This window comes from Roseibium aquae, from assembly GCF_008711285.1.
GTDB lineage: Bacteria > Pseudomonadota > Alphaproteobacteria > Rhizobiales > Stappiaceae > Roseibium > Roseibium aquae.
In genome coordinates this window covers 25,178-47,974 of sequence record NZ_VXDC01000004.1, presented here as the reverse complement: position 1 = coordinate 47,974, position 22,797 = coordinate 25,178, and the positions used below count along the sequence as shown (strand labels likewise).

At 61.6% G+C, this 22,797-nt stretch carries 18 protein-coding genes; 11 read left to right on the top strand and 7 right to left on the bottom strand.

The features are described from left to right. The first annotated feature begins 175 nt into the window (after positions 1-175). Positions 176-586, top strand: coding sequence for a hypothetical protein (locus tag F0184_RS07435; protein ID WP_150495554.1), 411 nt, complete (start codon positions 176-178; stop codon positions 584-586). A 26-nt stretch (positions 587-612) separates the two neighbouring features. Further along, entirely contained in the window at positions 613-1,386 is a 774-nt protein-coding gene (locus F0184_RS07430) for a MinD/ParA family ATP-binding protein (RefSeq protein ID WP_150495553.1), read from the top strand. Positions 1,387-1,422: 36 nt separating this feature from the next. Here F0184_RS07430 and F0184_RS07425 read toward each other — a convergent pair whose 3' ends face one another. From F0184_RS07425 to F0184_RS07405, 5 genes are all read right to left on the bottom strand, one after another. Beyond that, positions 1,423-3,048: a serine/threonine-protein kinase gene (locus F0184_RS07425; protein WP_150495552.1), complete on the bottom strand. Its 1,626-nt coding sequence runs from the start codon at positions 3,046-3,048 to the stop codon at positions 1,423-1,425. Between the two features lie 106 nt (positions 3,049-3,154). Next, entirely contained in the window at positions 3,155-4,765 is a 1,611-nt protein-coding gene (locus F0184_RS07420) for a sigma-54-dependent Fis family transcriptional regulator (RefSeq protein ID WP_150495551.1), read from the bottom strand. Positions 4,766-4,856: 91 nt separating this feature from the next. Then, a complete protein-coding gene (gene tssH, locus F0184_RS07415; RefSeq protein WP_150495550.1) occupies positions 4,857-7,607 on the bottom strand; it encodes a type VI secretion system ATPase TssH in 2,751 nt (916 codons plus the stop codon). A 205-nt stretch (positions 7,608-7,812) separates the two neighbouring features. Further along, positions 7,813-8,325 carry an Hcp family type VI secretion system effector gene (locus F0184_RS07410; protein ID WP_150495549.1) on the bottom strand — a complete coding sequence of 171 codons (513 nt, stop codon included), beginning with the start codon at positions 8,323-8,325 and terminating at the stop codon, positions 7,813-7,815. A 116-nt stretch (positions 8,326-8,441) separates the two neighbouring features. Beyond that, the gene (locus F0184_RS07405) at positions 8,442-8,687 is read right to left on the bottom strand and encodes a hypothetical protein (protein WP_150495548.1); all 246 of its coding nucleotides are present in this window, start codon (positions 8,685-8,687) and stop codon (positions 8,442-8,444) included. 163 nt (positions 8,688-8,850) lie between these two features. On the opposite strand from F0184_RS07405, the gene F0184_RS07400 reads away from it, so the two are divergent. Genes F0184_RS07400 through F0184_RS07360 form a run of 9 tightly spaced genes read left to right on the top strand, consistent with a single transcriptional unit; the run spans position 8,851 to position 21,032 of the window. Continuing rightward, complete coding sequence (locus tag F0184_RS07400) at positions 8,851-12,102, top strand: DUF2169 domain-containing protein (protein WP_172972028.1); 3,252 nt, start codon at positions 8,851-8,853, stop codon at positions 12,100-12,102. Continuing rightward, positions 12,095-13,216: a pentapeptide repeat-containing protein gene (locus F0184_RS07395; protein WP_172972027.1), complete on the top strand. Its 1,122-nt coding sequence runs from the start codon at positions 12,095-12,097 to the stop codon at positions 13,214-13,216. The genes F0184_RS07400 and F0184_RS07395 overlap by 8 nt, the downstream gene beginning before the upstream one ends. Next, positions 13,216-13,620 carry a PAAR-like domain-containing protein gene (locus F0184_RS20505; protein ID WP_172972026.1) on the top strand — a complete coding sequence of 135 codons (405 nt, stop codon included), beginning with the start codon at positions 13,216-13,218 and terminating at the stop codon, positions 13,618-13,620. Before F0184_RS07395 ends, F0184_RS20505 begins: the two co-directional genes overlap by 1 nt. Before the next feature lie 28 nt (positions 13,621-13,648). Continuing rightward, entirely contained in the window at positions 13,649-15,178 is a 1,530-nt protein-coding gene (locus F0184_RS07385) for a type VI secretion system Vgr family protein (RefSeq protein WP_150495544.1), read from the top strand. Between the two features lie 35 nt (positions 15,179-15,213). Next, on the top strand, positions 15,214-16,290 hold the full coding sequence (locus F0184_RS07380; protein WP_150495543.1) for a hypothetical protein: 1,077 nt from the start codon (positions 15,214-15,216) through the stop codon (positions 16,288-16,290). A gap of 58 nt (positions 16,291-16,348) precedes the next feature. Further along, on the top strand, positions 16,349-16,984 hold the full coding sequence (locus F0184_RS07375) for a DUF3540 domain-containing protein (RefSeq protein ID WP_150495542.1): 636 nt from the start codon (positions 16,349-16,351) through the stop codon (positions 16,982-16,984). A gap of 46 nt (positions 16,985-17,030) precedes the next feature. Further along, on the top strand, positions 17,031-18,923 hold the full coding sequence (locus tag F0184_RS07370; protein WP_150495541.1) for a tetratricopeptide repeat protein: 1,893 nt from the start codon (positions 17,031-17,033) through the stop codon (positions 18,921-18,923). 9 nt (positions 18,924-18,932) lie between these two features. Beyond that, on the top strand, positions 18,933-19,286 hold the full coding sequence (locus F0184_RS07365) for a hypothetical protein (RefSeq protein ID WP_150495540.1): 354 nt from the start codon (positions 18,933-18,935) through the stop codon (positions 19,284-19,286). A 6-nt stretch (positions 19,287-19,292) separates the two neighbouring features. Continuing rightward, positions 19,293-21,032, top strand: coding sequence for a hypothetical protein (locus F0184_RS07360; RefSeq protein WP_150495539.1), 1,740 nt, complete (start codon positions 19,293-19,295; stop codon positions 21,030-21,032). Between the two features lie 32 nt (positions 21,033-21,064). Here F0184_RS07360 and F0184_RS07355 read toward each other — a convergent pair whose 3' ends face one another. Both F0184_RS07355 and F0184_RS07350 read right to left on the bottom strand, forming a co-directional pair. Further along, positions 21,065-22,054: a serine/threonine-protein kinase gene (locus F0184_RS07355; RefSeq protein WP_150495538.1), complete on the bottom strand. Its 990-nt coding sequence runs from the start codon at positions 22,052-22,054 to the stop codon at positions 21,065-21,067. Next, the gene (locus F0184_RS07350) at positions 22,054-22,776 is read right to left on the bottom strand and encodes a PP2C family protein-serine/threonine phosphatase (protein WP_150495537.1); all 723 of its coding nucleotides are present in this window, start codon (positions 22,774-22,776) and stop codon (positions 22,054-22,056) included. The genes F0184_RS07355 and F0184_RS07350 overlap by 1 nt, the downstream gene beginning before the upstream one ends. Between the last annotated feature and the right edge of the window lie 21 nt (positions 22,777-22,797).

Here is a 22,797-nt window from a genome sequence, read left to right as displayed (position 1 = left end):
TGACGGCCGAAAACCGCAAGGCCCGCCTGCCGGCCGTTCTGACATCAAGCTGATCCAGACCCCCAGCCGGGGTGGTAGACGCCGGGCACAGGGCCAACCCCCTTTTGAACCGCGCCGCGTTCCTGTAAGAATGCGCAAAGCACAAAGCAGATCCGCACACCCCATCGGAACGCCCATGACCATGGAAGCCGCTCTCGCCAGCCTGGCGAAAACCTGCGAAGCCATAGCGAACGGACGCTTCGACGACATCGACGACCTGTATGAGGTCATCACCAATGAGGCCGTGCCGGGCGAGATCCGGGCCCTTGCCGAAAGTTTCGCCGGCATGGTGGTGCAGGTCGAAGCCCGGGAATTCCATTCCAGCCAGCTCATTTCCGATCTCAGCGAGACCAAACGTCAGTTGGAAATCGCCGAGGCGAAGCTGCGCAAGGAAAACGCCGAACTGAAGACTCGCCTCGACAAGTTCGAGGTCGCCTATGACGAAACCGAGGCGCAAATGGAAGTTCAGAAGGTGGCGGAATCCGATTATTTCAAATCGCTTCAATCGCGCGCCAAGCAACTCAGATCCCGCTTCAAGTCCTCCTGACCGGGGCCAAGCTGCCAGGAGCTTCCGTGACCAAGATCATCTCCACCCACTCCTATCGTGGCGGAACGGGCAAATCGAACGTGACCGCGAACCTTGCGGCATCCCTTGCCTTGCAAGGCCGCCGGGTTTGTATCGTCGATACCGACATTCAGTCGCCGGGCATCCACACCCTGTTCAAAGTGGATCTGCAACCGGTCGTCAACACCTTGAACAACTACCTGTGGGGCCACTGCAAGATCACTGATACGGCGATCGACGTGTCGCCGGGCGTGGTCGATGCCAACGGCAACGCGGTTTTGCCCGAGAGCGGCAAGGTCTTCCTCGTGCCATCCTCCATCAAGACCGGTGAAATCGCCCGGATCCTGAAGGAAAAATACGATGTCGAAGATCTCAATCGCGGCTTTCTGGAACTGTGCGAGGGTCTTGAGCTTGATTACCTGCTGATCGACACGCATCCAGGGGTGAACGAGGAAACCTTGTTGTCCATCGCCATTTCGGACACTTTGCTGTTGATCCTCCGCCCAGATATCCAGGACTATCAGGGCACCGCCGTCACCCTGGAGCTGGCCCGCAAGCTCGAGGTTCCCCAACTCTATCTTGTTGTGAACAAGGCGCTGGAAACATTCGACTTCCAGGACCTTTCCCAGCGCATCTTCTCGAACTACCGGACCCCGGTGGCCGCTGTCCTGCCGCTGACCACCGATCTGATCCAGATCGGCAGCACCGGCCTGATCCGGACACTGGAACCCGATCACCCCTTCACGCGGTCCATCGAGGGTATTGTCGACCTGATCGCGTGACGCCGCGGCGCCCGCCGTCCAGCGGCCGGGCCGCCGTCAGCCCGGGAGTGCCGCCTGGAATTCGGCGACGCTTCCAAGCCGCTGGTCCCGCCCGAAGCTCAAGGCGCGCCGGATCGCCTCCCAGAGGCGAGGATCGGTGCGGTCGAGCGGCCTGAGCCGCTCCCCGGACGCGGCCACCTCATTGGCCGGCCGCATGGCAAAGGGATGACGGCCCGACAGCATCTGATAGGCCAGGCACCCAAGGGCGAAAATGTCGTCCCGCGGGTCGCGCGGCGCGCCTTCGAACATTTCAGGGCTGGCATAGGAGGTTGTCAGGGCACCGGCCAGATCCTGCGCGCCGTCGGCCGCCTTGGCTGCCGCGGCAAGCCCGAAATCCAGCAATTTGACGCTGCCGTCCGGCAACACATAGATGTTGCCTGGCTTCAAGTCGGAATGGATGACGCCGCGGCTGTGCGCGTAGGCCAGGCCGGAACACAACTCCCGCAGGATCCGCCGGGCTTCCTCGCCCGGCAGGGCCTGGCCGACGCGTTCCGCCAGGCGGCGATCGAGCACCTTGCCCTGCAGCAGTTCCATGACGATGAAGGCCTCTCCGCCGTCCCGGTCGAAATCATACACGCTGGTGACGTTCGGATGGGCCAGCGACTGTGCCTTGCGGGCTTCGGCTTCCATCAGGCGAAGCGCATCCGCGTTGGAGCGAAAGGCATCGCTGAGCAGTTTGATGGCCACATAGGGCTGGTCATGCCCGGCCTCGAGCCGGCGCCGGTCGACGGCGGAATAGACAACGCCCATCCCGCCCCGGCCGATCTCCTCGTCCAGGATGAACCGGTTGCGCAGGATCGAGCCGACTGTGGCGCGCGGCTGCCCGCCGCCGTCGAAATCCTCGACACTGGCCGCGCCGCGGGACCGGCCCGAGGCCGCCCGGCGGGCATCGGAGCGAAAGCGGGCGCTTTTGAAACCGGTCAGGAACTGATCGACTTTCTCGGGCTTTTCTGCGCTCCGGACCGGCAGTTCCCCTGTTTCCCGAGCCTTGCGGAAGCCCTTGTAGTCACCGACCAGGGAGCCCAGGACGACCTCATCGACCTTGGCCCGCATCTCATCGCCGGCCAATGCGGGCGGTGTGGTGAGATACGGCAAGGGGGGAAGATAGGAGCGCCCCGGCGCCCCGGCACCCGGATGCGGCAAGGACGAGGTGCCCACAACGGCATGCGGCACGGTCGGCGCGTCCAGATCATCATCTTCGGCCCCGCTCTCAGTAGAAGCCATGTTTTCGGGGCGTCCCACCGGCCCGGGCGCGTTTCCCTCACCGGCTCCCGCTCTGGCCCCGGCCATAGCACCAGCGGCATCTGCATCCACCGGATCGGGTTTTGGAAGCTGTGTCTTGATGATCAGTTCGAGATCGCGCGGCAAGCGGCCCAGTTCCACGGCTTCCGAAAGCGCCGCGTGGATCTCGCGAACCGCTTCCGCGGACTGCGACGCGCTTTCCTTCAATCCCCGCAGGAGATCGTCATAAGGCAGACGGCCACCCAGAAAGGCTTGCAGGCTGGCCGCCGTGCCATACGGCTGTTCCTCCGACGCGCGGGATCGCGATTTCAGTCCGGGCAGTCTCAGCTTTGTTGTCCCCGCTCGTGCAGTTCCCGGCCAGACTGAAGCGGCACGCTCCAATCTGACCGGAAAAGTTGCTCGCTCATCTTGAAGTGCTTGAAAATCCTTGACCGGCTTGAATGACCGCGAGGCGGGTCAATCCGGTCAGGAGGTCCTCAAGGCGCCTTCACGACGACGGCCGGTGAATGTTGTATCGGTTCAACTTTTCAATGATGGTCCGGCGGCTGACCTTGAGATTGCGCGCCGCATTGCTCTTGTTCCAGTTAGCTTCGCGCATTTTCGCCTCGATCACCAGAGCTTCGTACTGACCGACAATCGATTTGAGATCGCCGTCTGGAATCCGGCTCATCATCTGGGACATGCGCGTATCATCCCCGGCGCCCGCCAGTTCGGGCGGCAAATGCCGGAGTTCGATCGGATAACCTTCATCCGCCATCAACCGCGCCCGTTCCAGAATGTTCTTCAACTCTCGGACATTGCCCGGATAGCTCCAGCACATCAGCGCTTCCAGCGCGTCGGCCGCAACAACTGGAACGGGCTTGTTGGCCTTGGCCGACGCGCGCTTCAGGAAATGATCGATCAGCGCCGGAATATCCGAGGGCCGTTCCCGCAACGGCGGTATGTTGATCGGAAAGACATTCAGACGGTAGTACAGATCCTTGCGGAACTCGCCCGCTTCGATCTTTTCCTCTAGATTGGCATTGGTCGCGCCGACGATCCGCACATCGACATACTCCGTCTTCGTGGCGCCGACCCTGCGGACCTCTCCTTCCTGAAGCAAACGCAACACCTTCGCCTGCAGCGCGAGCGGCATGTCGCCGATCTCGTCGAGAAACAGAGTGCCGTTATGCGCTTCATGGGCCAGGCCCTGCTTGTTGGTCGCCGCACCGGTGAAAGCGCCCTTCACATGACCGAACAACTCGCTCTCCAGTAGCGCCTCTGGAAGCGCCGCGCAGTTTTGCACCACGAATGCCTTGTCCACACGCGGACTGGAGGTGTGGATGAAGCTCGCCATCATCTCCTTGCCCGTCCCGGTCTCACCGCGCAGCAGAACCGGAATGTCGGAGGCCGCAGCCTTGCCGATCAACGAAATCGCCCGCTCGATCGGCGGGCTGTCTCCCACAAGGTCCTGCGGCTTCTTTAGAAGAGGCAGCGGTTTTTGCTTGCGCCGCTGTTTCGGCAGGTCGGCAAGATAGCGGTCGAACTGGCGTTTGAGGCGGGTGTTTTCCTCCACCAGGCGCCCGTTCCAAAGACGAAGGGCGACATGGGTGGCGAAGCCTGCCACCGCTTTCAAGGTGTCCGGCGACAGGGCCGCCGGCGTCCCCGCGCCATTGCGCGGATTGACGATTTGAAGAATCCCGATCGACCGGTCGCGCTGAACCGTGAGCGGGACAATCACAAGCGATTGGGTCACCGTGCCGCCCAACTTGTCGTCCTCATGGATCCGGGCGAAGTCATAACCGACTGCATGTTCGATATGGTTGATGTTGACGGTTGCCCCCGTGGAGACCGCCAACGTGGCCGGCTCCTGCAGGTTGGGCGAGAAATCCGGCCGGTAGATCGGGATACGCTCACCAATCGGCATGATCCCGACTGGCCCGTTGTACATCGAGGAGGCCCGGTGGAGATGCTGACCTAGAGTATCAAGCGTGTAGAGGGAACAGCCGTCGGCTTTTGTCAGCTTCATGGTGGCCTGAAGCACAAGTTCGATCACCGATTCGACCTTCCGGTCCTCCGCAAGGGCCGAGGTCAGTTCAAGCAAGTTTTCAAGAACCATTGATAACCACCATATCTAGTTCAAGAAAAAGGAATGAAGGAAACCAAGCCGTTATTGTCTCCTCCATCCGCATGTGTGAATCATGCGGTCCTTAGCTCAGCGTATAGGTGAACTGTCCATCGGCACCGACATCGATCATGGCCTTGGTGAATTCGGCCTCCTGCGCCCCCAGTCGGGTCAGAAGCTCAGTCGAAAGCTGCGGCAAGATGGTGCGGTTCACGATGTGATCGATGTTCCGGGCGCCGGTCTCGACCTCGGTGCAGCGTGCCGCAATCGTATCGACCACGGCCTGTGAGTAATCCAGGGTCATCTTCTGGTTATCCGAAAGCCGTTTGCCGACCTTGTTCAGCTTGAGCCGGACGATCTTGGCCAGCGGCTCGCCGATCAGCGGATAGAACGGCACGATCTGCATGCGCGCCAGAAGCGCCGGCTTGAAATGCGCGCTCAGGATGGGCCGGATCGCCGCGGTCAATTCATCGACCGACGGCTTTTGGGGTAAGGTTCCCATTTCGGTCAGGACATCGGTCGCGAGATTGCTGGTCAGGACGACGATGGTGTTCTTGAAATCGATCTGGCGGCCTTCGCCATCGGCCAGAACGCCCTTGTCGAAGACCTGATAAAACAGGTTCATCACCTCCAGATCGGCCTTCTCGACCTCATCCAGAAGCACGACGGAATAGGGACGCTGCCGGACGGCTTCCGTCAGCACGCCGCCCTCACCATAGCCGACATAGCCCGGCGGCGAGCCCACGAGTTTCGATACGGTGTGCTTTTCCTGAAATTCGGACATGTTGATTGACACGAGAAACCGTTCGCCGCCGAACAATTGATCGGCGATCGCCGTTGCCAGTTCCGTTTTTCCGACGCCGGACGGGCCGACAAAGAGGAAAACCCCCATGGGCGCATCCGGGTTCTGAACACCGGCCTTGGCGGTGCGCAGGGCTTCATCGATCGACTGGATCGCATGGTCCTGGCCGATCACCCGCGCCTTGAGGTTTTCCGACAGGGAAAGGATGGATTCCGCCTCGTCTTGAACCATCCGGCCAAGCGGAACCCCCGTCCAGTCGGCGATCACCTGTCCGATTTCGTCTTCCGTCACCTCGAAGGAGACCAAGGGATCGCCGGCCTGAACATCTTTCAGGGCACGGGCGAGTTCCGCGTAGCGGACCTTCATCGCCTCGGGATCCGCTTCCGGGCTCGCCTCGCCAGCTTCGAAAGCTGTGTCAGGATCGGCGCTGTCATTCGCAGCCACCTGGTCCGGTTGCGCGTTGTCATTCGTTTCGGCGATCTCACCGGCGACCTCTTCCAGGCTCAGCCCGAGATCGTGTCGGATCTTCAAGATCTCGTCGACCAAAGCCTTCTCCTGGCCCCAACGCTGTGTGAGATCGGCGATCTCGGCCTCCTCTGCGGCAATCTTGCCGTCAACTTCGCCGAGGGCCTCGTCTCCGGAGACGAAATCCGCCTGAAAATCGCGCATCAGCGCATCGCGCTCGCGTTTCAGTTCGCCGAGCTGCTTTTCCTTCAACTCGATCAGAAACGGCTTTGACGACAAGGACAGCTTGACGCGGGCACTGGCAGTATCCAGCACATCGACCGCCTTGTCCGGAAGCTGGCGCCCGGAAATATATCGGGCCGAAAGCTTCGCTGCCGCCACGACCGCGTTGTCCCGGATATAGACACCGTGGTTCTTCTCATATGCCCCGCGCAGACCGCGCATGATGGTGATGGCCTGGTCCGGGCTGGGCTCGTCCAGCTTGATCAGCTGAAAGCGGCGCTCCAGCGCGGGATCCTTCTCGAAATACTTCTTGTATTCACTCCAGGTCGTGGCTGCGACCGTTCGCAATTCGCCGCGCGCCAAGGGCGGCTTCAACAGATTGGCCGCATCCGCACCGCCGGCTGAACCGCCGGCCCCAATCAGCATGTGCGCCTCGTCAATGAATAGAATGATCGGTTTGGCCGAGCTCTTCACCTCGTCGATGATCCCCTTGAGGCGGTTCTCGAACTCGCCCTTCACCCCGGCGCCGGCTTGCAGCATGCCAAGGTCGAGCCCGATCAGTTCGACATCCTTGAGCATGTCCGGGACATCGCCTTCGGCAATCTTGCGGGCCAGCCCCTCGACAACAGCTGTCTTGCCGACGCCCGGCTCCCCGACGCAGATCGGGTTGTTCTTGCGGCGGCGCCCCAGGACGTCGATCATCTGCTGGATTTCGCGGTCACGGCAGAAGACCTGGTCAATTTTGCCCTCGCGCCCCAATTGGGTGAAATTCGTGCAGAACCGGGCAAGCGCGCTGTCCGGGCTCATTCCCGGCGCGACCGCCCCTTTTCCCTCGCTGGGCGCCGCATGGCCGCGTCCGGTCCCGGAGGTTGTCTCCTCCGACCCTTCGAGAATGTTCGCGAACTCGGTCTTGAACCGGGCGAAGGTCAGGCCATCGAAAACATCGAGCCATCGGGTATCGGCATACCGGTTGGGCTGCGCGAGCGCTGCACCGAACAGCGTTGCGGACCTCACCTGATCCAGATCGAACTCAACCGAACTGATCAGCCAGGCATCGGAAACCCACTCGATCAAGAGCGGTGCAAAAACAGGACGGCCCTGATTGCCGCGCTTCATGCCCTCCAGAACCGCATGCAGCTCCTTCTTGAAACTGGCAGGATCGACCTCGAACTGCCGGCAGGCACTCTGCACGTCGTGCTGACTGTCTTCCGCGAACACATGAAGCAGATGCTCGATGGTGACTTCGTAATGCCCCCGGGTGACCGCTAGCCCGGCCGCAGCTTCGAGGGACCGGCGTGAATAGGCATTAAGGCGTCCGATAAGGCGGCGCAGGTCTAGGTCAAGCACGGCTCTGTCCAATCCCTTTTTGATGAAAAGTCTGGTGTTCAGGTACTCGCTATGTGTGACAGGCGTTCTTCGATTTTTCCGATCGCAGAATCATCCATCGATGACAATCTTGGAAAGTCGTTAACGCTTCATGGTGACGCATGGGAAAGGCCGCCCGAAAGGGGCGGCCATCCACTTTACACAGATTGTGGTCCCGGCCGGGACATCAGGTCACCGGAGCCCGCCAGTCGTCGGATGCCGAAGTGCCCGCTTTCTCGTGGGTCCACTCCACCTTGCGGTAGGAGAACGAGAACTGGTCGAGATCACCGCGGGAAGAATTGCTGTCGTCGTTCACATCCGGGAGCAGGGTCCGACCCTCCACCAGAACCGCATCGGTGTATTTGATCGTGAAATAGTGCTCTTGCTGACCGGTGGTCGCGGTGCGCCAGAAATGCACCTCGATTTCCAGGTTTTCGCCAGTGGACAATGCCTGCCACAACAGCGGGCTGGACTTGTCGAGCGGCTTGATGAAGCTGGAAGGCTGGTGTCTGCGCGTTCCCATGGCCGTTCCCGAGTTCGGGTCACGCGGGACGAGCGCGTTGCACTCGAACTTGTAGACCAAAGCCTGGTCTTCATGACCTTCCTGCCAGCTGTTGCCAATGGAATCGGCGGTGCCGGCACCCGAGGTAATGTCGCCCTGGGTAGCGCCTTTGATGGATACATATGCGATGTTTGGCATGGGATGCTCCCGTTCTCAGTGGTTTGAAACCCTGCGCTGCCAACGGCCGTTGCCAGCATACCCCCTCAACGCAAGCGCCGTGCCAAACACGTTTCTACATGAATATTCCTTTAGATTCAATTCCCTAACCAAGACATGCCCCTAATCGTTAAAATATGACGCTGTGCAGGAAACTGCACAATACCGGAGAAAGCGCGCAGATATTCTCGCGCAAAAGCGGCCTGCTGGCGGCTTCCGGAACCGGACACACGTGCCTCGCCGCCCGCAGCCGCGGCAAAATACGGCGGATTTCCGGGGTTTTTCAAAATACCGGAGGCTTGCGGAAACTGACAGTGTGAACAGAAATAGGAATTGACCGTCATGACCGGGTCCCGCACCTTGAGCGCTGGCAAGCCGCAGGATCGGGAGCATCGTCATCTGGTCATGCCCTGGTCGGCGGCAGGGACGCGTGTCTGACATATACTTGTGAGACAGGTGACCCTGATGGGACCGGTGCAAGCGCCGCGTCGTCAACGGAGGAACCAAGTGCCGGCCATCGTCAAACCCACACGTGTGTCCGCTGCCTACGTGACCGAACCGGTGCGCGGAGGCGCGCACACCACCGTGAGCGCGCACGTGCTGTTTGATCTCGCCGAACCCGGGCGTCTTTTGACGGAACAAGCGCTTTGGCCGATGGTTGCCGAACAATTGCCCAACGGTGCCGTTTTCGACAAGGGACAGCTCAAACCGAAAGCTGAGGTGCTGGTCGCCGGGTGCGCGCTGTCGCCATCCGACACTCCGGTGGAAGCGACGCAGGTGACGCTCCGCTTTGGCGCGTTGACCAAGTCCCTGGCGGTGTTTGGCGACAGGGTCTGGCGCTTGACCGACCGTGGCATCGAAATGTCCCGGCCTGTTCCCTTTCTGAAAATGCCGATCGGAGACGTTCAGGCCTTTGGCGGCCAGAATTATGCGGCCAACCGGCGCGGCAAGGGTCACGGTGCGCGCGCGCTCGTCGACGCGGGCTATGATGCGCCGCTGCCGAACATTGAAGATCCCCGCGCCTTGATCAGATCGGTGGATGATTGCCCGGCCCCGGCCCATTTCGGACCGCTGCCAGCGGATGACGCGCGGCGCCTAACCTATCTGGGCACCTATGATGAAGCGTGGATCAAGTCGGTGTCGCCATGCAAACCGGACGACTTCAATCCGCTCTATCACTGCGAAGCGCCCGAAGACCAGCGCCTGGACGCGTTTTTCCAGGGCGGCGAGACCTTTAGCGTCAGCGGCATGTCGTGCGGCGCGCCCGCCGTCGGAGGTACGATACCGCGCCTGCGCGGGCGCTGCTTTTACTTCAACCTGGCCGAGAACGCGCTGATCGAAACGCAGATGCGCTGCGACACGATCACGCTGTTTCCGAACGTCGAAAAGGCCACCATGACCTTCCGGGCTCTGGTCCGGGGGCAAGACCGGTTCGCTGAAGACATCAGCGCGGTCATGGTCGCTCTGGAAGATGCCGGCGCGCCGCCGCGCGACCCATCCTACTATGCCGATGTTTACGCCAGGCGCACCTCCAAGGACGAGGCGCACAAGTATGCCTTGGCGGATTTTCAGTTGATGCCGGAGCGGGATGCGGCCGAAATCAGTGCACGGCGTAAGGCAAAGCTTGAAAAGGCGAAGGCGGACCGCGACCGGTTCCTCGCCAATCAGAACTGGGGGTTGCGCAAGACCCTGGAAGACCAGGGGCTGCCCGCCAATCTCCTTCCCCCGCCCGACGACAGTGTGATCGACGATATTCCGCTGGTCGGCATTCCCACGGCCGAGGAAATCGAAAACGGAGACCTCGATCTGGCCGAGCTGCTCGAGGATATGAAGGTTCTCCAGGACGCTTTGACCGAACGGCAAAACCGGGAGCTTGCCCAGGCTGAATTGCAGCGGCGTGCCATTGTCGCTTCCCTACCTGCCGGGATGATGTCGGGCGATGTCAGCCGCGAGATCGTCGATGACGCGCATCTTGCGCGTTATGCCGATATCGAGCTGGACCCGTCCGTCAAGGACGCTCTGGAGGCGGCAAGCCGGGGCCTGGACCAGGCGAAAACCGGCGCGACGTTTCCTCCCGCCGAAGAAATCGGCAACCCTGAGGCCGTCGACCATCTCAAGGCCGCCTTGCAATCGGCGTTCGACGACCTTGACAACGGCTCCAGCGAAGGGCCTGACGTCATTGAGACCCATTACCGGAAGGCAGTCGCGCGGGCGCTGGGACTGCCGGAGGGGTCGATCCTGCATGATGCCCGCCAGACGCTCAACGTTCTCGATCTGTCCGCGATCGACCAGATTGACAAGGGGCCGGAACGGCCGCCCGGCGCAATGAACGACACATTCGCCGCGCTCGTTGGCGAGGCCGGACGCGCCGAGCCCGCTGTCGGCCCGGACGGCGGGTCCCCCGAAACCCTCACCCGGGCCGGCATCCTGACTGACGATCCGCTGGTCAGCGAGGAGAGCAAGGCCAAGACAAAGGAACTGGCGGATCAGCTCGAAGCAGCGCTTCGGGACATGAACATGCCGTTTGTGACACGGGACGACGGGGCCGATGTCCTGGGCGACCTGATGGGCGTGATCGGAGAAATCGAAACAGCGGGCAAAGCCGATCTTGAAGGCCTCTCTCCATCGCAAGCTGCCCGGAAAACCATGGACGACGGCCGCATCCGCTTCGACGAGGCGGAGACCCAGATCGCGGAAAGCCTGAAAGTCGCCCGGCAGCAGTCACCCGCCGCGATTTTCCCGATGGAGGCGCTGCCGGAGGGCGTTCCTGACAGGCTCGGCGCGTTCGTCCGCGACGAGCGGGCGAAAGGTCACACGTTCAAGGGCGCCGACCTGGCTGGAGCCCAATTGCAGGGGATCGACTTCTCCGGGTGCGACCTGCGAGACACCTTCTTCGAACAATGCGACCTGACCGGGGCGAATTTTGCCCGGACCAACCTGTCCGGTGCCGTGTTTACCGGTGCGTGTCTGGACAAGGCCAATCTGTCGGATGCGGACCTGAGCAAGGCCAATTTGAGCGGGGTCCGGATGCTGGAGGCCAATCTGGACCGCGCCACCCTCGACGACCTTGTGGTCATACGATCGGATTTCAGTGGGACCAAAGCGACCGGAGCGGTCCTGAGCATGGTCCGTTTCATCGAATGCACTCTCGACCGGACCGCCTTCACGGAAAGTGAAATCCGCGATCTTCAGTTGATTTCCGGCAGCGCTCTGGATCTGTCCATGCGCGCAAGCCGGGTCGAGCGGGCCGTTTTCGTCACGGTTTCGCTCGGATCGGCGAATTTCGCCCAAAGCGACCTGGAACGCATCGGGTTCACGGAAATTCAAGCGCCGGGCAGCACTTTTGCCGGCGCGAGAATGCTGTCGGTGGGGTTCATGGGCAATAGCGACCTGACCGCGAGCGACTTTTCCGAAATTTCCGCGCAAGACAGCTCCTGGAACACGGCCCAAATGGCGGAAAGCTGCTTCTTGCGCGCCAGATGCAATTCCGTCTTCTTCAATACCTGCCAGCTGGAGGCTACCGATTTCCGCCTGGGATCGTTTCACAACACCCTGTTCGGGAAGTCGGTGCTGCGCGACAGCGATTTCTTCGGTGCGCATCTGTACGGAGCGTCCCTGACGCAAACCGATTTGCGCCGCTGCTCCATGCGCAATGCCAATCTCTACGCCGCCAATCTCCTGGAGGCCAAACTCGCCAGTTGCGATTTCACCGGCGCGAACCTCGCACTTACCCTGTTGGAGCAGCCAACCCATGCTTGACCGGCCGCCCAAAATCCCGATCTCGCTGGAAGACGTGCTCGCGTTTTGGGAACATGAGCAGCCGATCATCGAACGCGACGCATCCGGGCTCGATCTGTCCGCACGCGACCTGACCAAAATCCGGTTCATTTCCTGCGACCTGTCCGCCTGCAGTTTCGAGCGGGTAAATCTCACCGGTGCGCAGTTGGTTTCCTGCAACATGGCCAATGTCCGCCTTGGTGGCGCCACCTTGCGCGAAGCGCAAATCGTCGACTGCAATTTGCAATCGGTGGACCTGTCGGACACCATGCTGGAACGGTTCCAGCTTGTATCGAGCGATGCCTCGAAAGGCAGTTTCTCCAGAACGCAGTTTTCGGAGGTCTCCTTCGCAAAGGCCAACCTTCAGGATACTGATTTTTCTCAATCCGCGTTCTACCGGACCGTGGCGTTGTCCTGCCAGATCGACAATATCCGGCTGGAAAACAGCGTTTTGTCCAACTTCATGCTGACCGAGGCCGATCTGCGGAGCGCCGACCTGTCGGGCGCGCATATCGACATCGCCCTTTTCGCGGATGCCAACCTCTCCGGCATGGATCTGTCCGGGCAAAGCTGGCAGCACTGCACCTTTCACAAGGGCCAGTTCCAGACCACCAATCTGGACGGAGCGCTTCTGGATGCCTCGGTCTTCGCCGAATGCGACTTCTCCGGTGCGAGCCTTCGGGGCGTGTCCGGAAACTCAACCGCATTCGTGAAAAGCAAGCTGGACGGCGTGGACATGAGCGCGAGCCGCCTGCCGATGGCAAATTTTGCAGGGGCGAGCCTGTCCGGCGCACGGCTGAACGGCTCCAATCTGTATTCCGCCGTTTTTCAGGAGGCCGACTGCCGCGCGGTCCTGCTGGAGCAATGCAATCTTCAGCAGGCGGACTTTTCCCACGCCGATCTGTCCGCCGCGTCCTTGTCGGCAAGCGCCTTCTTCAACACCAAACTGCATGCCGCGCAGGTGAATCAAACGGTGATGTTGGGAACCTCGGGTTCGCGCATCGAGACCGATCAAGACCGCGCGATCGCCGAGCTCTACAAGCCGGAACACGTCCGGCTGGATGGCGAAGCAACACCCGGTGGAGGGATCTACTGATGCCGTTCGTCAACTCGCAAGGGCCCATTCCGGGAATGGATTTTTCTGTCCCCGACGTCTACCTGCAAGCCACGCCGGTCGGGCCGATCCCCATCCCTCTTTTTTCCATGGGGTTCCGGATGACCGAGATCCCGACCTGTTTCCGGTCTCTCATCATGTGCATGCCCGCGCACAACATGACCAATCTCGCACCGGTGACGGTCAGCGGGCCAGGCCCCGGGGTCGCGTCCGGCATGGTGTGCTCCAACAGCCGAAATGTGAAGGGATCGACCAAGCTGTTCTTGCAATGCATGCCGGCAACACGCGCGCTGATGGACCCGACCATGCAAAACGGCGTGAGCCCGAACTCTGTCGGCATGACGCTGGTGCCGTCCCAAATCCGATTTTTAAACCCTAGCCTTTAGGCCCGATGGACGAATTGGAGACATCCAGATGAATACCGTCGTCCCGCAGAACCGTCTTTTCCTGACCCTCCCCGGCAAGTCCAAGAACGACGTGCATGTGGAAGCCCTGCGCGGCCATGAGGCGCTCGGAAAAGCTTACCGCTTCGACGTGAGCTTTCTCAGCAAGGACATTCTGAACCTCGAGGACATGATCGCGAAATCGGCGACGATCGATATCGAGGTCGGCGATGAAAGCACGCAAGTGATCGGCGTTATCGGACGCGCCGAAAGCCTCGACCCTACACCCTCGCGGGAATTCTGCTACCGGGTCACCGTTGAGCCGGAACTCGCCCTGCTGCGCCACAGCGCGCAAGATCAGGTCTATGGCACAGACAAGGATCTGACGGTGGTTGAAATCATCGCCGGCGAATTGAGCGACGCCAACAAGGCCTCGTCCAGCACGAGTTCCGACCGGGTCCCGCGGCAGATCGTGCACGACATGCTGGCCAGCAGCAGCGACTATCCCAAGCTGGATTTCGTCATGCAGTACCGGGAAACCGATTTCGATTTTCTCAGCCGCATGTGCGAGCGCTTCGGCATCTTCTTTTCCTTCGATCATTCCTCCGGGCAGGAAAAGGTTGTTTTCGGGGACCGCAAGGAGCACTTCAAGAAACTGTCCGGCAAGGTGGTCAGCGAAAAGCTCCCGTACCGCAGCAAGCAACAGGTTCTGGGGACCGGTGAACTCGGTCTTTGGTCCTTCAACTGCACCTACAGCACCAAAAGCGGCACGGTGGCGCTACGCGAGTACAACCCCGAAACGCCCAAGGTCTCGCTCGCCGTCAGTGAAAACACCGGTTTTCAAAGCCAGGGAGTGATGACCCGCTACGGCGAGAATTACCCGACGACCGCCGAGGGGCACTTTATCGCCAAACGCCGCGCGGAGCGGCTGACCTGCGAGCGGCTGACTTTCCGCGGTGAAAGCAATGTGCCCAATCTTCGGCCGGGCATTTTCTTCGAGTTGAAGGATCATCCGATCCGCGATTTCGACGGGATCTATACCGTGGTCGAAGTCAACCATCATTGTATCGAGAGCACGCCGCTCGGCTTCAGCTCCTCGGACATGTCGCCCGAACCCTACCGCAACAGCTTTGTCTGCGTTCCGTTCGATGTGGGTTACCGGCCGGCACTGGACACACCGAAACCAATCGTATCCGGATACATGATCGCGATCATCGACGGGGAATCCGACGGCAAACGGGCCGAACTCGATTCCATGGGCAGGTACCGGGTGAAATTCCTGTCGGATGAAAGCGGTCTGTCCAAGGGACGGGCCAGCCACACGGTCCGAAAGATGGAACCTTACGGCGGTGGCGACGGCTATGGGTCCCATTCAACCCTTCTGGTGGGGACGGAAGTGCTGATTGCCTTCCTCGAAGGGGATCCGGACCGCCCGGCCATCATGGGCGCGGTATCGAATAGCGAACAGACGAACCCGGTCACGGCGACCAATCAGAATGTAGCCCACCGGACGCGAACGGCCTCCGGTATCATCATGCAGATCAGCGACGGATCGGCTTGAACCCGAAACGAGATATCCTCACGCAGGAGAGCACCATGTCGACGACACAGCAGCAGCTCGATCAACTGGCAAATACCGTTTCGGACCTGGGAGACGACATCAACGATTTGCAGCGCAGCACCTCCCGCGACGCCCTTGTCGATGCCGATACCGGGACGCATTACCAGACGGCCTATACCTATTTCTACGTTCCGAAGACACTGGGCGGCGACAACACATCTTTCAGCGACGACACCGGCCTTGGGGGCTTCATCCGCCTGGGCGAATACTCGGACATGGAACAAGCCGCCTACACCGGCAACACCCACTCCAGCTACTATCCGGCCCAGCATCTGGCCGCCGAAAGCGGGACCGGCATCTACACCAATGCCGCCGGCGGCGGAAAGGGCATTCTTCTGGCGTGCGACGGGCGCGTGCTGGTCAAAGCGGGTGAAAAGCTTTTCATCAACGCGGCGGGCGAGATCGGTATCGAAAGCACCAACAGCACCATCAAGCTCAAGTCCGGCGATAACCAGAATATCGACATTATCGCCGGCAACGCGACTGACAACACCAAGCGCGGCAAGGTCAACATCACGGCAAAAGCCTATACGCGAGACGTCCGAGGCGAAGAATACACGATCGTCAACAGCGTATCTCGCAAGTATTACGAAGCCGCCTCCTATTCGATCTATCACGCCAGTTCGTACAAGGAGGTCTGGAGCCGGACCGATACGCTCCATCTGGGCGCGAGCTATACTTATTTTTTCGGTTTCAAGCTCACAACCCATGTGGGTGCGTCGATCGCCGTTCTGCTGGCGGGGGCTGTCGAAATCGCGCCTGTCTCAAAAATCACGCTGTACGGCATCAAGACCGATATCGGATACTGGAAAATCGACTTCTGCGCCTTCAAGACCGAATTCAAGAAGGGCAAGATCGAAACGAACGCCATCAGCAACTATTCATCCGCTGTCCAGGTCGACACCACAGCCACCACGGCCCGCACGGAAGCGGTTGCCGCCCAGACACAGGCAACTGTCGCGAACACCAATGCGGTCGCCGCGGAGACGGGAAACGTCAAAGCCATGATCGCCTTCTGGGAAGCCAAGATCGCAAGCACCGCCCAGGTCTGACACCGGTGCGCGGCTCGCCAACCGCCCGCGCCGCGGATCGAGATACCGGAGAGAACCGTTGACGCCTTTTCCGCAAAAGTTGAACGTGCCCGTAACCGCCGAGGATCGACCCAGCGAGGTCCCCGACCTGAGAACCGGCACGGTCACCGCCCTTGTGACCGGGTCGCAGATGCTCGTTCGGCTCGACACCGACGAAACGTGCCATGCGGCGCAGGCGGCCGGATGCCTGCTGCAACCGGACATCGGCGATACGGTTCTGCTCTATCGGGCCCCGCACGAAGCCTACGTGCTGTCTGTCCTCACGCGCGGCGGTGATGGCAAAGCGACCCTCTCCGTCTCCGGTGCCAGCCATGTGGCGTTAAAGGCGGCCAGGCAATTGGACCTTGCCGCACCGGAGGTGACCGTGACGGCCCGGCGCCTGAGCCTCATTTCCGAAACGCTGACCAAAACCGGAAAACAGCTTATTCAGACCTTCACCAAAACGCTGGAAACAACCGTCGACAAGTTTGTTTCGGCGCGCACGATCAACACCAATGCGGCAACACGAACCAGCGCCATCAAGGAAACGGACACGCTGCAAGCCGGTATTCTCGTTCAAAACATCGACAGCGTTGCAACGCAGACCAGCGACATCTCGATGGTCACAGCCAAGGAAGATGTCCGCCTTGATGCCAAGCGGGTCAGCGTAGGATGATGCAGGGAGCCGTGAAAAACGAAATTGCTTAAGGACAGTGCGTTAGATGCTTCTGGTAGATGATCGCCTCACCGCCGCGCGGGATCACGCGAAAGCCGGCCGGCACGACAACGCCACGATCCTCTATGAAGGGATTCTCGACATCGCGCCGGGGCATCCGGAGGCCCTCTGCCACCTTTTGGAGCAGCGGCTTCTGGAAGGAGATCTGGACGGGGCTCGCGAGCGCATGGGCCGCGCGACGTCCAGGACCATGCAAGATCCCCGCTTTTTGACCCTGTGTGCCAAGGTCATGATGCTGAGCGGCAAGACGGAAGACGCGGAACGGTTCGTCGACCGGGCGCTTGCCCTTGATGAGGCGTACCCTGACGCGGTCATGATGAAAGCGGAGTTCCTCGCCGCGTCCGGTCAGATCCCGGAGGCCGAGGTACTTCTCACGACGCTGCGCAATCACCTCCCCGCGAACACGGATGTGCTGCTTGCGATTGCGCGCCTTTATGCCGGCTACGGTCTGCTGGGCCCGGCTCTCGAAGTGGCCCAGGACGCTGTCCGCACCGCGCCGGGTCAGGCCAATGCAAATGCCTTTGTCGCCGATCTTCTGACCCGGCTTTGCGATCACGCCAAGGCCACGCCGTTCTTCGAGAAGGCGCATCTGGCCGGGCCCAACAACCCGACCTACCTGCTTGGGCTGGCGGCAAATTGCGAAGAGGTCGGACAGACGAGCGAAGCGCTGCGGCTGGCGAAACGGGCGACCCTGCTGTTTCCCGAGTCGGTCGACGGCTGGCTCCTCTATATCAAGATCATGGCCGGGCGGAACGAAGCGGCGGAGGCCCTTCGGGCTTTCATGCCCATCGCCAAGCGTATACCCGATGCCGCAATGGCCACACTGGCGCTGGCGACCGCCTACCGTCTGGCGGGCCATCCGGCGCAGGCCTTGAAACTGCTCGCGCCGCTGTTTTCGAGCGCGCAAACACTCGGCCCGGCCCTGCGCAGCCAAGCCATGGCGTTGATGCGCAACAGTCTGCTAGCAACGGGGCAGGTCGATGCGGCCGGTGCAACGCTTGACGGACCGGTCATTGCCCAAGCCCTGCGGATTCCGCCCGAAGACATTCAGGACCCGGGCCGGCTGAAAGCCAGGCTTGAAGAAGCCGCCTTTGTGATCGACCCGGCGACCTCGAACCTTGAACTGATGACGCTGATCCGGTTCGCCAGGGTGTTCAGCCCGCAAAAGACCGCTCATATCGTCGGACCGGCGGCGCTGGGCCAGCTGATTGACCTGTTCGGGTTCCAGAGCTTTATCGCCAACGATGTCCCGACCACCGACCCCAGGCCCGGCGACCCCAAACCCAGTTTTCCGGTGTCCCAGTTCACCGCGCTTCCGGCCGCGGTCCGGGGCGAGGTCTCAGCGCCTGTGCCCTATCTTGAAGCCGATCCCGGCCGGATTGGGCGCTGGCGGACAGCCTTGGCGGATTACCCGAAGCCCTGGATTGGCGTGGCATGGGACGGTGATCCGACGAAGATCACCCTGGACACACTGATGCCGGCTCTCACCGATCTGGGCGGCACACTGGTGGCGGTCAATTGGGACGACACCCGCCACCAGTTGAACGGGAGAACGGGCATTCTGGACGGCGGCAAGCACTTTAGCAGCCTGCATGATCTGGCTGCGCTGTCGGCCTGTCTCGACTGCGTCATTGGGCCGGACACCCTTGCGCTCCATGCCGCGGGCGCTCTTCAAACGCCCGGCGTGGTGGTCCTTGCCTTTGACCGTCCGTGGTATTGGGCGGACCGGGACGGCCACTGCCTGTGGTATCCCAGCATCGTGCCGGTCGGCGCGCCGCAAAATGGCCGCTTGGCGACGCTCATGCCGGACCTTGTTCCGCAAATCCGGACCGCGGCCCTCAACCTGCTCGCCTCCGGCGGCAAGAACCGCCCCAGCTAAGGACACGCCATGGCCAACTGGAAACCTGCTACACGTGAACCGGATCCGTTGCGGGCCTGCATCTATGACTATCTGCGCAACCGGGCGCCCAAGGTCTATCTTGAGGGCGGCAACGGACCGCGTGCTCTTGGCAAAACCACAGAGACTATGAGCAATGGCGAGCCGCTGACCCTCGACCTGACCCTTGCGCCGGTCGGTGTCGACCAGTCAAACGGACGGCCGCGTATCGTCTTTGCCGTTTCGGGACATGTTGCGGAGCGGTCGGCCGGGTATTCGGTGGACGGACGGGTGGTGATCGATCAGGCGTCGCTCGCCTTTTTGGCCATCGAGGCAACGCCCACCCGGGTGAACGTCAGGGGGTAGTCAGGCATGGTTGACGAGCAGGATCCAAAGGCTTCTGGCATCAAGTCCTTTACCGTGGGACTAGGCGACGGCACCGCCCCCGCCCGGGCTGTCCTCCCGCCGCCGCCCTACCGTGTGCTGATTATTGGAGACCTGGCATCGCCCGAAACCGGCTTGTGCGAGATCAGCGGCCTTGATTTGTCCGAGTTGATGGCGCGTCTTGCTCCGGAACTGACGATCGAGGCCGAAAACCATCTTGGGTCCATGCCGGTGCATCTGTCGGAAACGCTGCGCCTCACCCAGCCGCGCGACCTGCGTCCCGCGCACCTGTTGAAGACCATGTCCTTTGCCGCCGATGCGCGGGCCGCCGACCGGTCAGGCAATTTGCGGACCGACACGCGGTTCGACCGGATCGGCGCAGCGGCAGGGGACACGCCTGCCCCCGGCGTCCCGGTCCACCAATCCCCGGCCGGCTCGCCCCCCTTGCCTTCTGGCAACCCCGCACCGCCAGATAGCGGAGATGACGATCTCGACCGGCTTTTTTCCATGGTCGACCCCCCGGCGCAATCGACGGAAAAGGGCCCCGATCAAAATGCCGCAAAAAACCTTCTGAATGCGTATATCGCGTCCACCGCCACCTCCTCGCCCGCCGCGCCCAGGCATAGCGGAGACCGGTCTAGCACGCTGGAAGCGGCCCTGATCCATCAGGCGGGTCTGTTCTTGGATCAGCCGCGTTTCAAGACCGTCTATGGAAACTGGCAGGGCTTGAAGATCTTGCTGAGCAACCTGCCGGAGACGTCGCAGGTCCGGCTTTTCTTCTATCAACTCGACCGGACGGCCGGCTCAGAGGCGGCGCATGACCGGCTGAGCGATCCGGACGGCCCGTTCGCGGATGCGGCGTTCGACCTTGTTCTGTTCGCCAACCCGGTGGACCTGACGGGTCCTTCTGCTGGCCTGATCAAAACCATCACGCGCCTTGCGGAGGAAAACGCCACCTGCGCCCTGACAAGTCTGGAGCCCGATTTTTCGGGCGTTCCTGCTGGAGCCCTAGCGGCGATGGACGCCCCCCATCAGACCCTCGAGGGTGAGGCGTTCGCCGCCTATCGCGGATTGCGCCAGGAGACGGCGGGCGGCCATCTGGCCTTGGTCTGGAACGATGCCTGTGTGCGGTCGGCAGAAGACGGCTTTCCCGCGCTTTTCGCTCCCGCAGCCTGGATTGGCCTTCTGGCGGTCCTTGCCGGACAGGCAAGCCATCAATGGCCCCTCTTGCCGACCGGAGTTCGGTTTTCGTTCGACAATCTGGAACTTCTGGAACACCCGCACTCAAAAGGCGTGGTCGCCAGCATTGGACGCGCACATCTCGCGCCGGGGACGGCCGAGAGCCTTGCCTCGGCAGGGATCTGCTGCCTGGAGGGACAAGCCAACCGCGCAAATGTGTTCTTCCGCGCGGCTCCCGTTCTGAAAAGCGTGTCCGCCGGCGAAGAGGATGGCCGTGGAAGCCTCAATCATGCCCTCACGCTTGCCCGGCTCAACACGGTGCTTCAACTGGCCTTCGTGGCGGCGCCTCCAGACCGGGACAACCCGGACTCCAGCGCGACGGCCCTGGCCGATGCCCTCGCCGACCTGTGCGCCTCGCTCGGCGGCGGGGTCTCGTTTCGCGTGCACCATGAAACGGACGAAACCGGGGCGGATGGTCTGGCCGTGGACGCCCATGTGGCGCAGGGCGGATCCACAACGAAGGAATTCGGGTTCTTCATCGGATTGTAGCCCGTGCTTGGAATCGGCCACCCTTTGCGAGCCTATTCCCGGGCGTCCGTGGCCGCCCATGGCAGCCGCGGCCAAACCCATCTCTGTCCCCCGGGCGGGCCGCCGCGCAGGAATGCCTCGACAAAGGCCCCGATGGAGGACGTCCGGTCCGCATCGTCAAAGGCCAGTCCCTGCGCTAGACAGTCCCATTGCAGCTTGGGCAAACCGTCGATTGGCTTCGGGCGAACACCGGCCTCCATCGCCTCAAGCGCGTTCTTGGGTCCAAAGGGACGCAGCCCGGCCAGTGTCAGATATATGAGCAAGGCGAATGAAAACACATCATCCGCCTCGCACGGCTCCGCGCCCTGCAGTCTCTGGGGCGAGGCATATTGCGGTGTGATCGCGCCGATACGGATCAGGATCCGCAAGGTGTCCTCTTCATCCTGGCGGATGGACCGGGCGATGGGACATGCGATATTGAAATCAATCAGTTTGATCACGCCGTTGTCCTGGACGAAGATGTTTCCCGGCTTGATGTCGGCGTGAACGATGCCTTGCGCGTGCGCAAAATGAAGAGCCTCGCCGACATCGGTGATCAAACGCTTGACCATCGGGGCCGGCAGGATCCTGTCCGGAGCGTCCCGGATCAGCCGGGACAGCGGCTGTCCTTGCAGATACTCCATGACCATGAAGTGAACCTGCCCCACACGGTCCATGTCGTAGACGCGAACGATGTTGGGATGAACGAGATCACGCAGGCGTCGCGCTTCCCGGTGCATGAGCGCGATGAAATCCGGCTCGACCCCCTCCTCGTCGGCAACCATCAGTTTGATCGCGACGGTACCGGTGGAGAGCCCGGCCTTCCAGGCGACCAGATCAAGCGCCTTGAAGACCCGCGATTGACCGCCCTTCCCGATTTCCTTGAGCAGCAAAAACCGGCTTTTCAGGACCCATCCGGGGGCCGGTGCCCCCTCGAATGGCGGCGGGGTTTCGCCGCCCAGCGTATAGATCTTGCTCGCTTGAAGGCTGGACAGGCCGCTCATCACCCGGCCACCTGGGCAATGATGAAAGTGATGTCGTCGCGCGAGCCGCCATCGATCGCCTTGAACAGCAAGCGGTCCGCGGCCCCGTCCGACCAATCCGCCAGACAGTCGGCCAGTTCCGTTTCGGTTATGCCCTTGAACAAACCGTCGGTGCACAGAACGAACGTGTCGCCGCGTAGTACCTCGATGGTCCGCTGTTCCAGCCCGGGATCCGCATCGGCCCCGATCGCATTGGTGAGCCGGCCGACGTTGTCGGTATGGTCCTCTGACAACAGGAACAGATGATCGGCGCGAAACAGGTAAAGCCGGCTGTCACCCGACCACAGGCAGGTGGCCAGATCGCCGCACAGCACGAGACTGACAACCGTGGTTCCGGTGATGCCAAGCTCGGGCTGGTCGAGATAGGCGCGGTACAAGCGCTCGTTCGCCCGGTGAATGGCCGCGTCTACGGCCGCCACTTTGTGGCCGAAAGCCTGGGCCAGTGGATACTGCCGCAGGCCCGCGATTTCTTCGATCACCGCCGCACTGGCCAAATGTCCGTCCCGGTGCCCCCCCATGCCGTCGGCGACAGCGAAAAGGCCCGTTTCCGGACTGGAGAAAAACGAATCCTCATTCTGCGCATGCCGTGGCCCGCGATGCGTCACGGCTTCGGCGCGAATGGTCACGGCATTGGTGCTCGGTCTTGCGTTTTCCAACTGGATGTCTCGATGGTCGGGGCTCAAGCTGCGATCGAACGTGCCTTA

What these genes read in the sequence shown, in the direction of transcription:
- F0184_RS07435 (WP_150495554.1), top strand. Translation starts at nt 176, where the DNA reads ATGACCATGGAAGCCGCTCTCGCCAGCCTGGCGAAAACCTGCGAAGCC.
- F0184_RS07420 (WP_150495551.1), bottom strand. Translation starts at nt 4,765, where the DNA reads ATGGTTCTTGAAAACTTGCTTGAACTGACCTCGGCCCTTGCGGAGGAC.
- F0184_RS07410 (WP_150495549.1), bottom strand. Translation starts at nt 8,325, where the DNA reads ATGCCAAACATCGCATATGTATCCATCAAAGGCGCTACCCAGGGCGAC.
- F0184_RS07405 (WP_150495548.1), bottom strand. Translation starts at nt 8,687, where the DNA reads ATGACGGTCAATTCCTATTTCTGTTCACACTGTCAGTTTCCGCAAGCC.
- F0184_RS07395 (WP_172972027.1), top strand. Translation starts at nt 12,095, where the DNA reads ATGCTTGACCGGCCGCCCAAAATCCCGATCTCGCTGGAAGACGTGCTC.
- F0184_RS20505 (WP_172972026.1), top strand. Translation starts at nt 13,216, where the DNA reads ATGCCGTTCGTCAACTCGCAAGGGCCCATTCCGGGAATGGATTTTTCT.
- F0184_RS07385 (WP_150495544.1), top strand. Translation starts at nt 13,649, where the DNA reads ATGAATACCGTCGTCCCGCAGAACCGTCTTTTCCTGACCCTCCCCGGC.
- F0184_RS07380 (WP_150495543.1), top strand. Translation starts at nt 15,214, where the DNA reads ATGTCGACGACACAGCAGCAGCTCGATCAACTGGCAAATACCGTTTCG.
- F0184_RS07370 (WP_150495541.1), top strand. Translation starts at nt 17,031, where the DNA reads ATGCTTCTGGTAGATGATCGCCTCACCGCCGCGCGGGATCACGCGAAA.
- F0184_RS07365 (WP_150495540.1), top strand. Translation starts at nt 18,933, where the DNA reads ATGGCCAACTGGAAACCTGCTACACGTGAACCGGATCCGTTGCGGGCC.
- F0184_RS07360 (WP_150495539.1), top strand. Translation starts at nt 19,293, where the DNA reads ATGGTTGACGAGCAGGATCCAAAGGCTTCTGGCATCAAGTCCTTTACC.
- F0184_RS07355 (WP_150495538.1), bottom strand. Translation starts at nt 22,054, where the DNA reads ATGAGCGGCCTGTCCAGCCTTCAAGCGAGCAAGATCTATACGCTGGGC.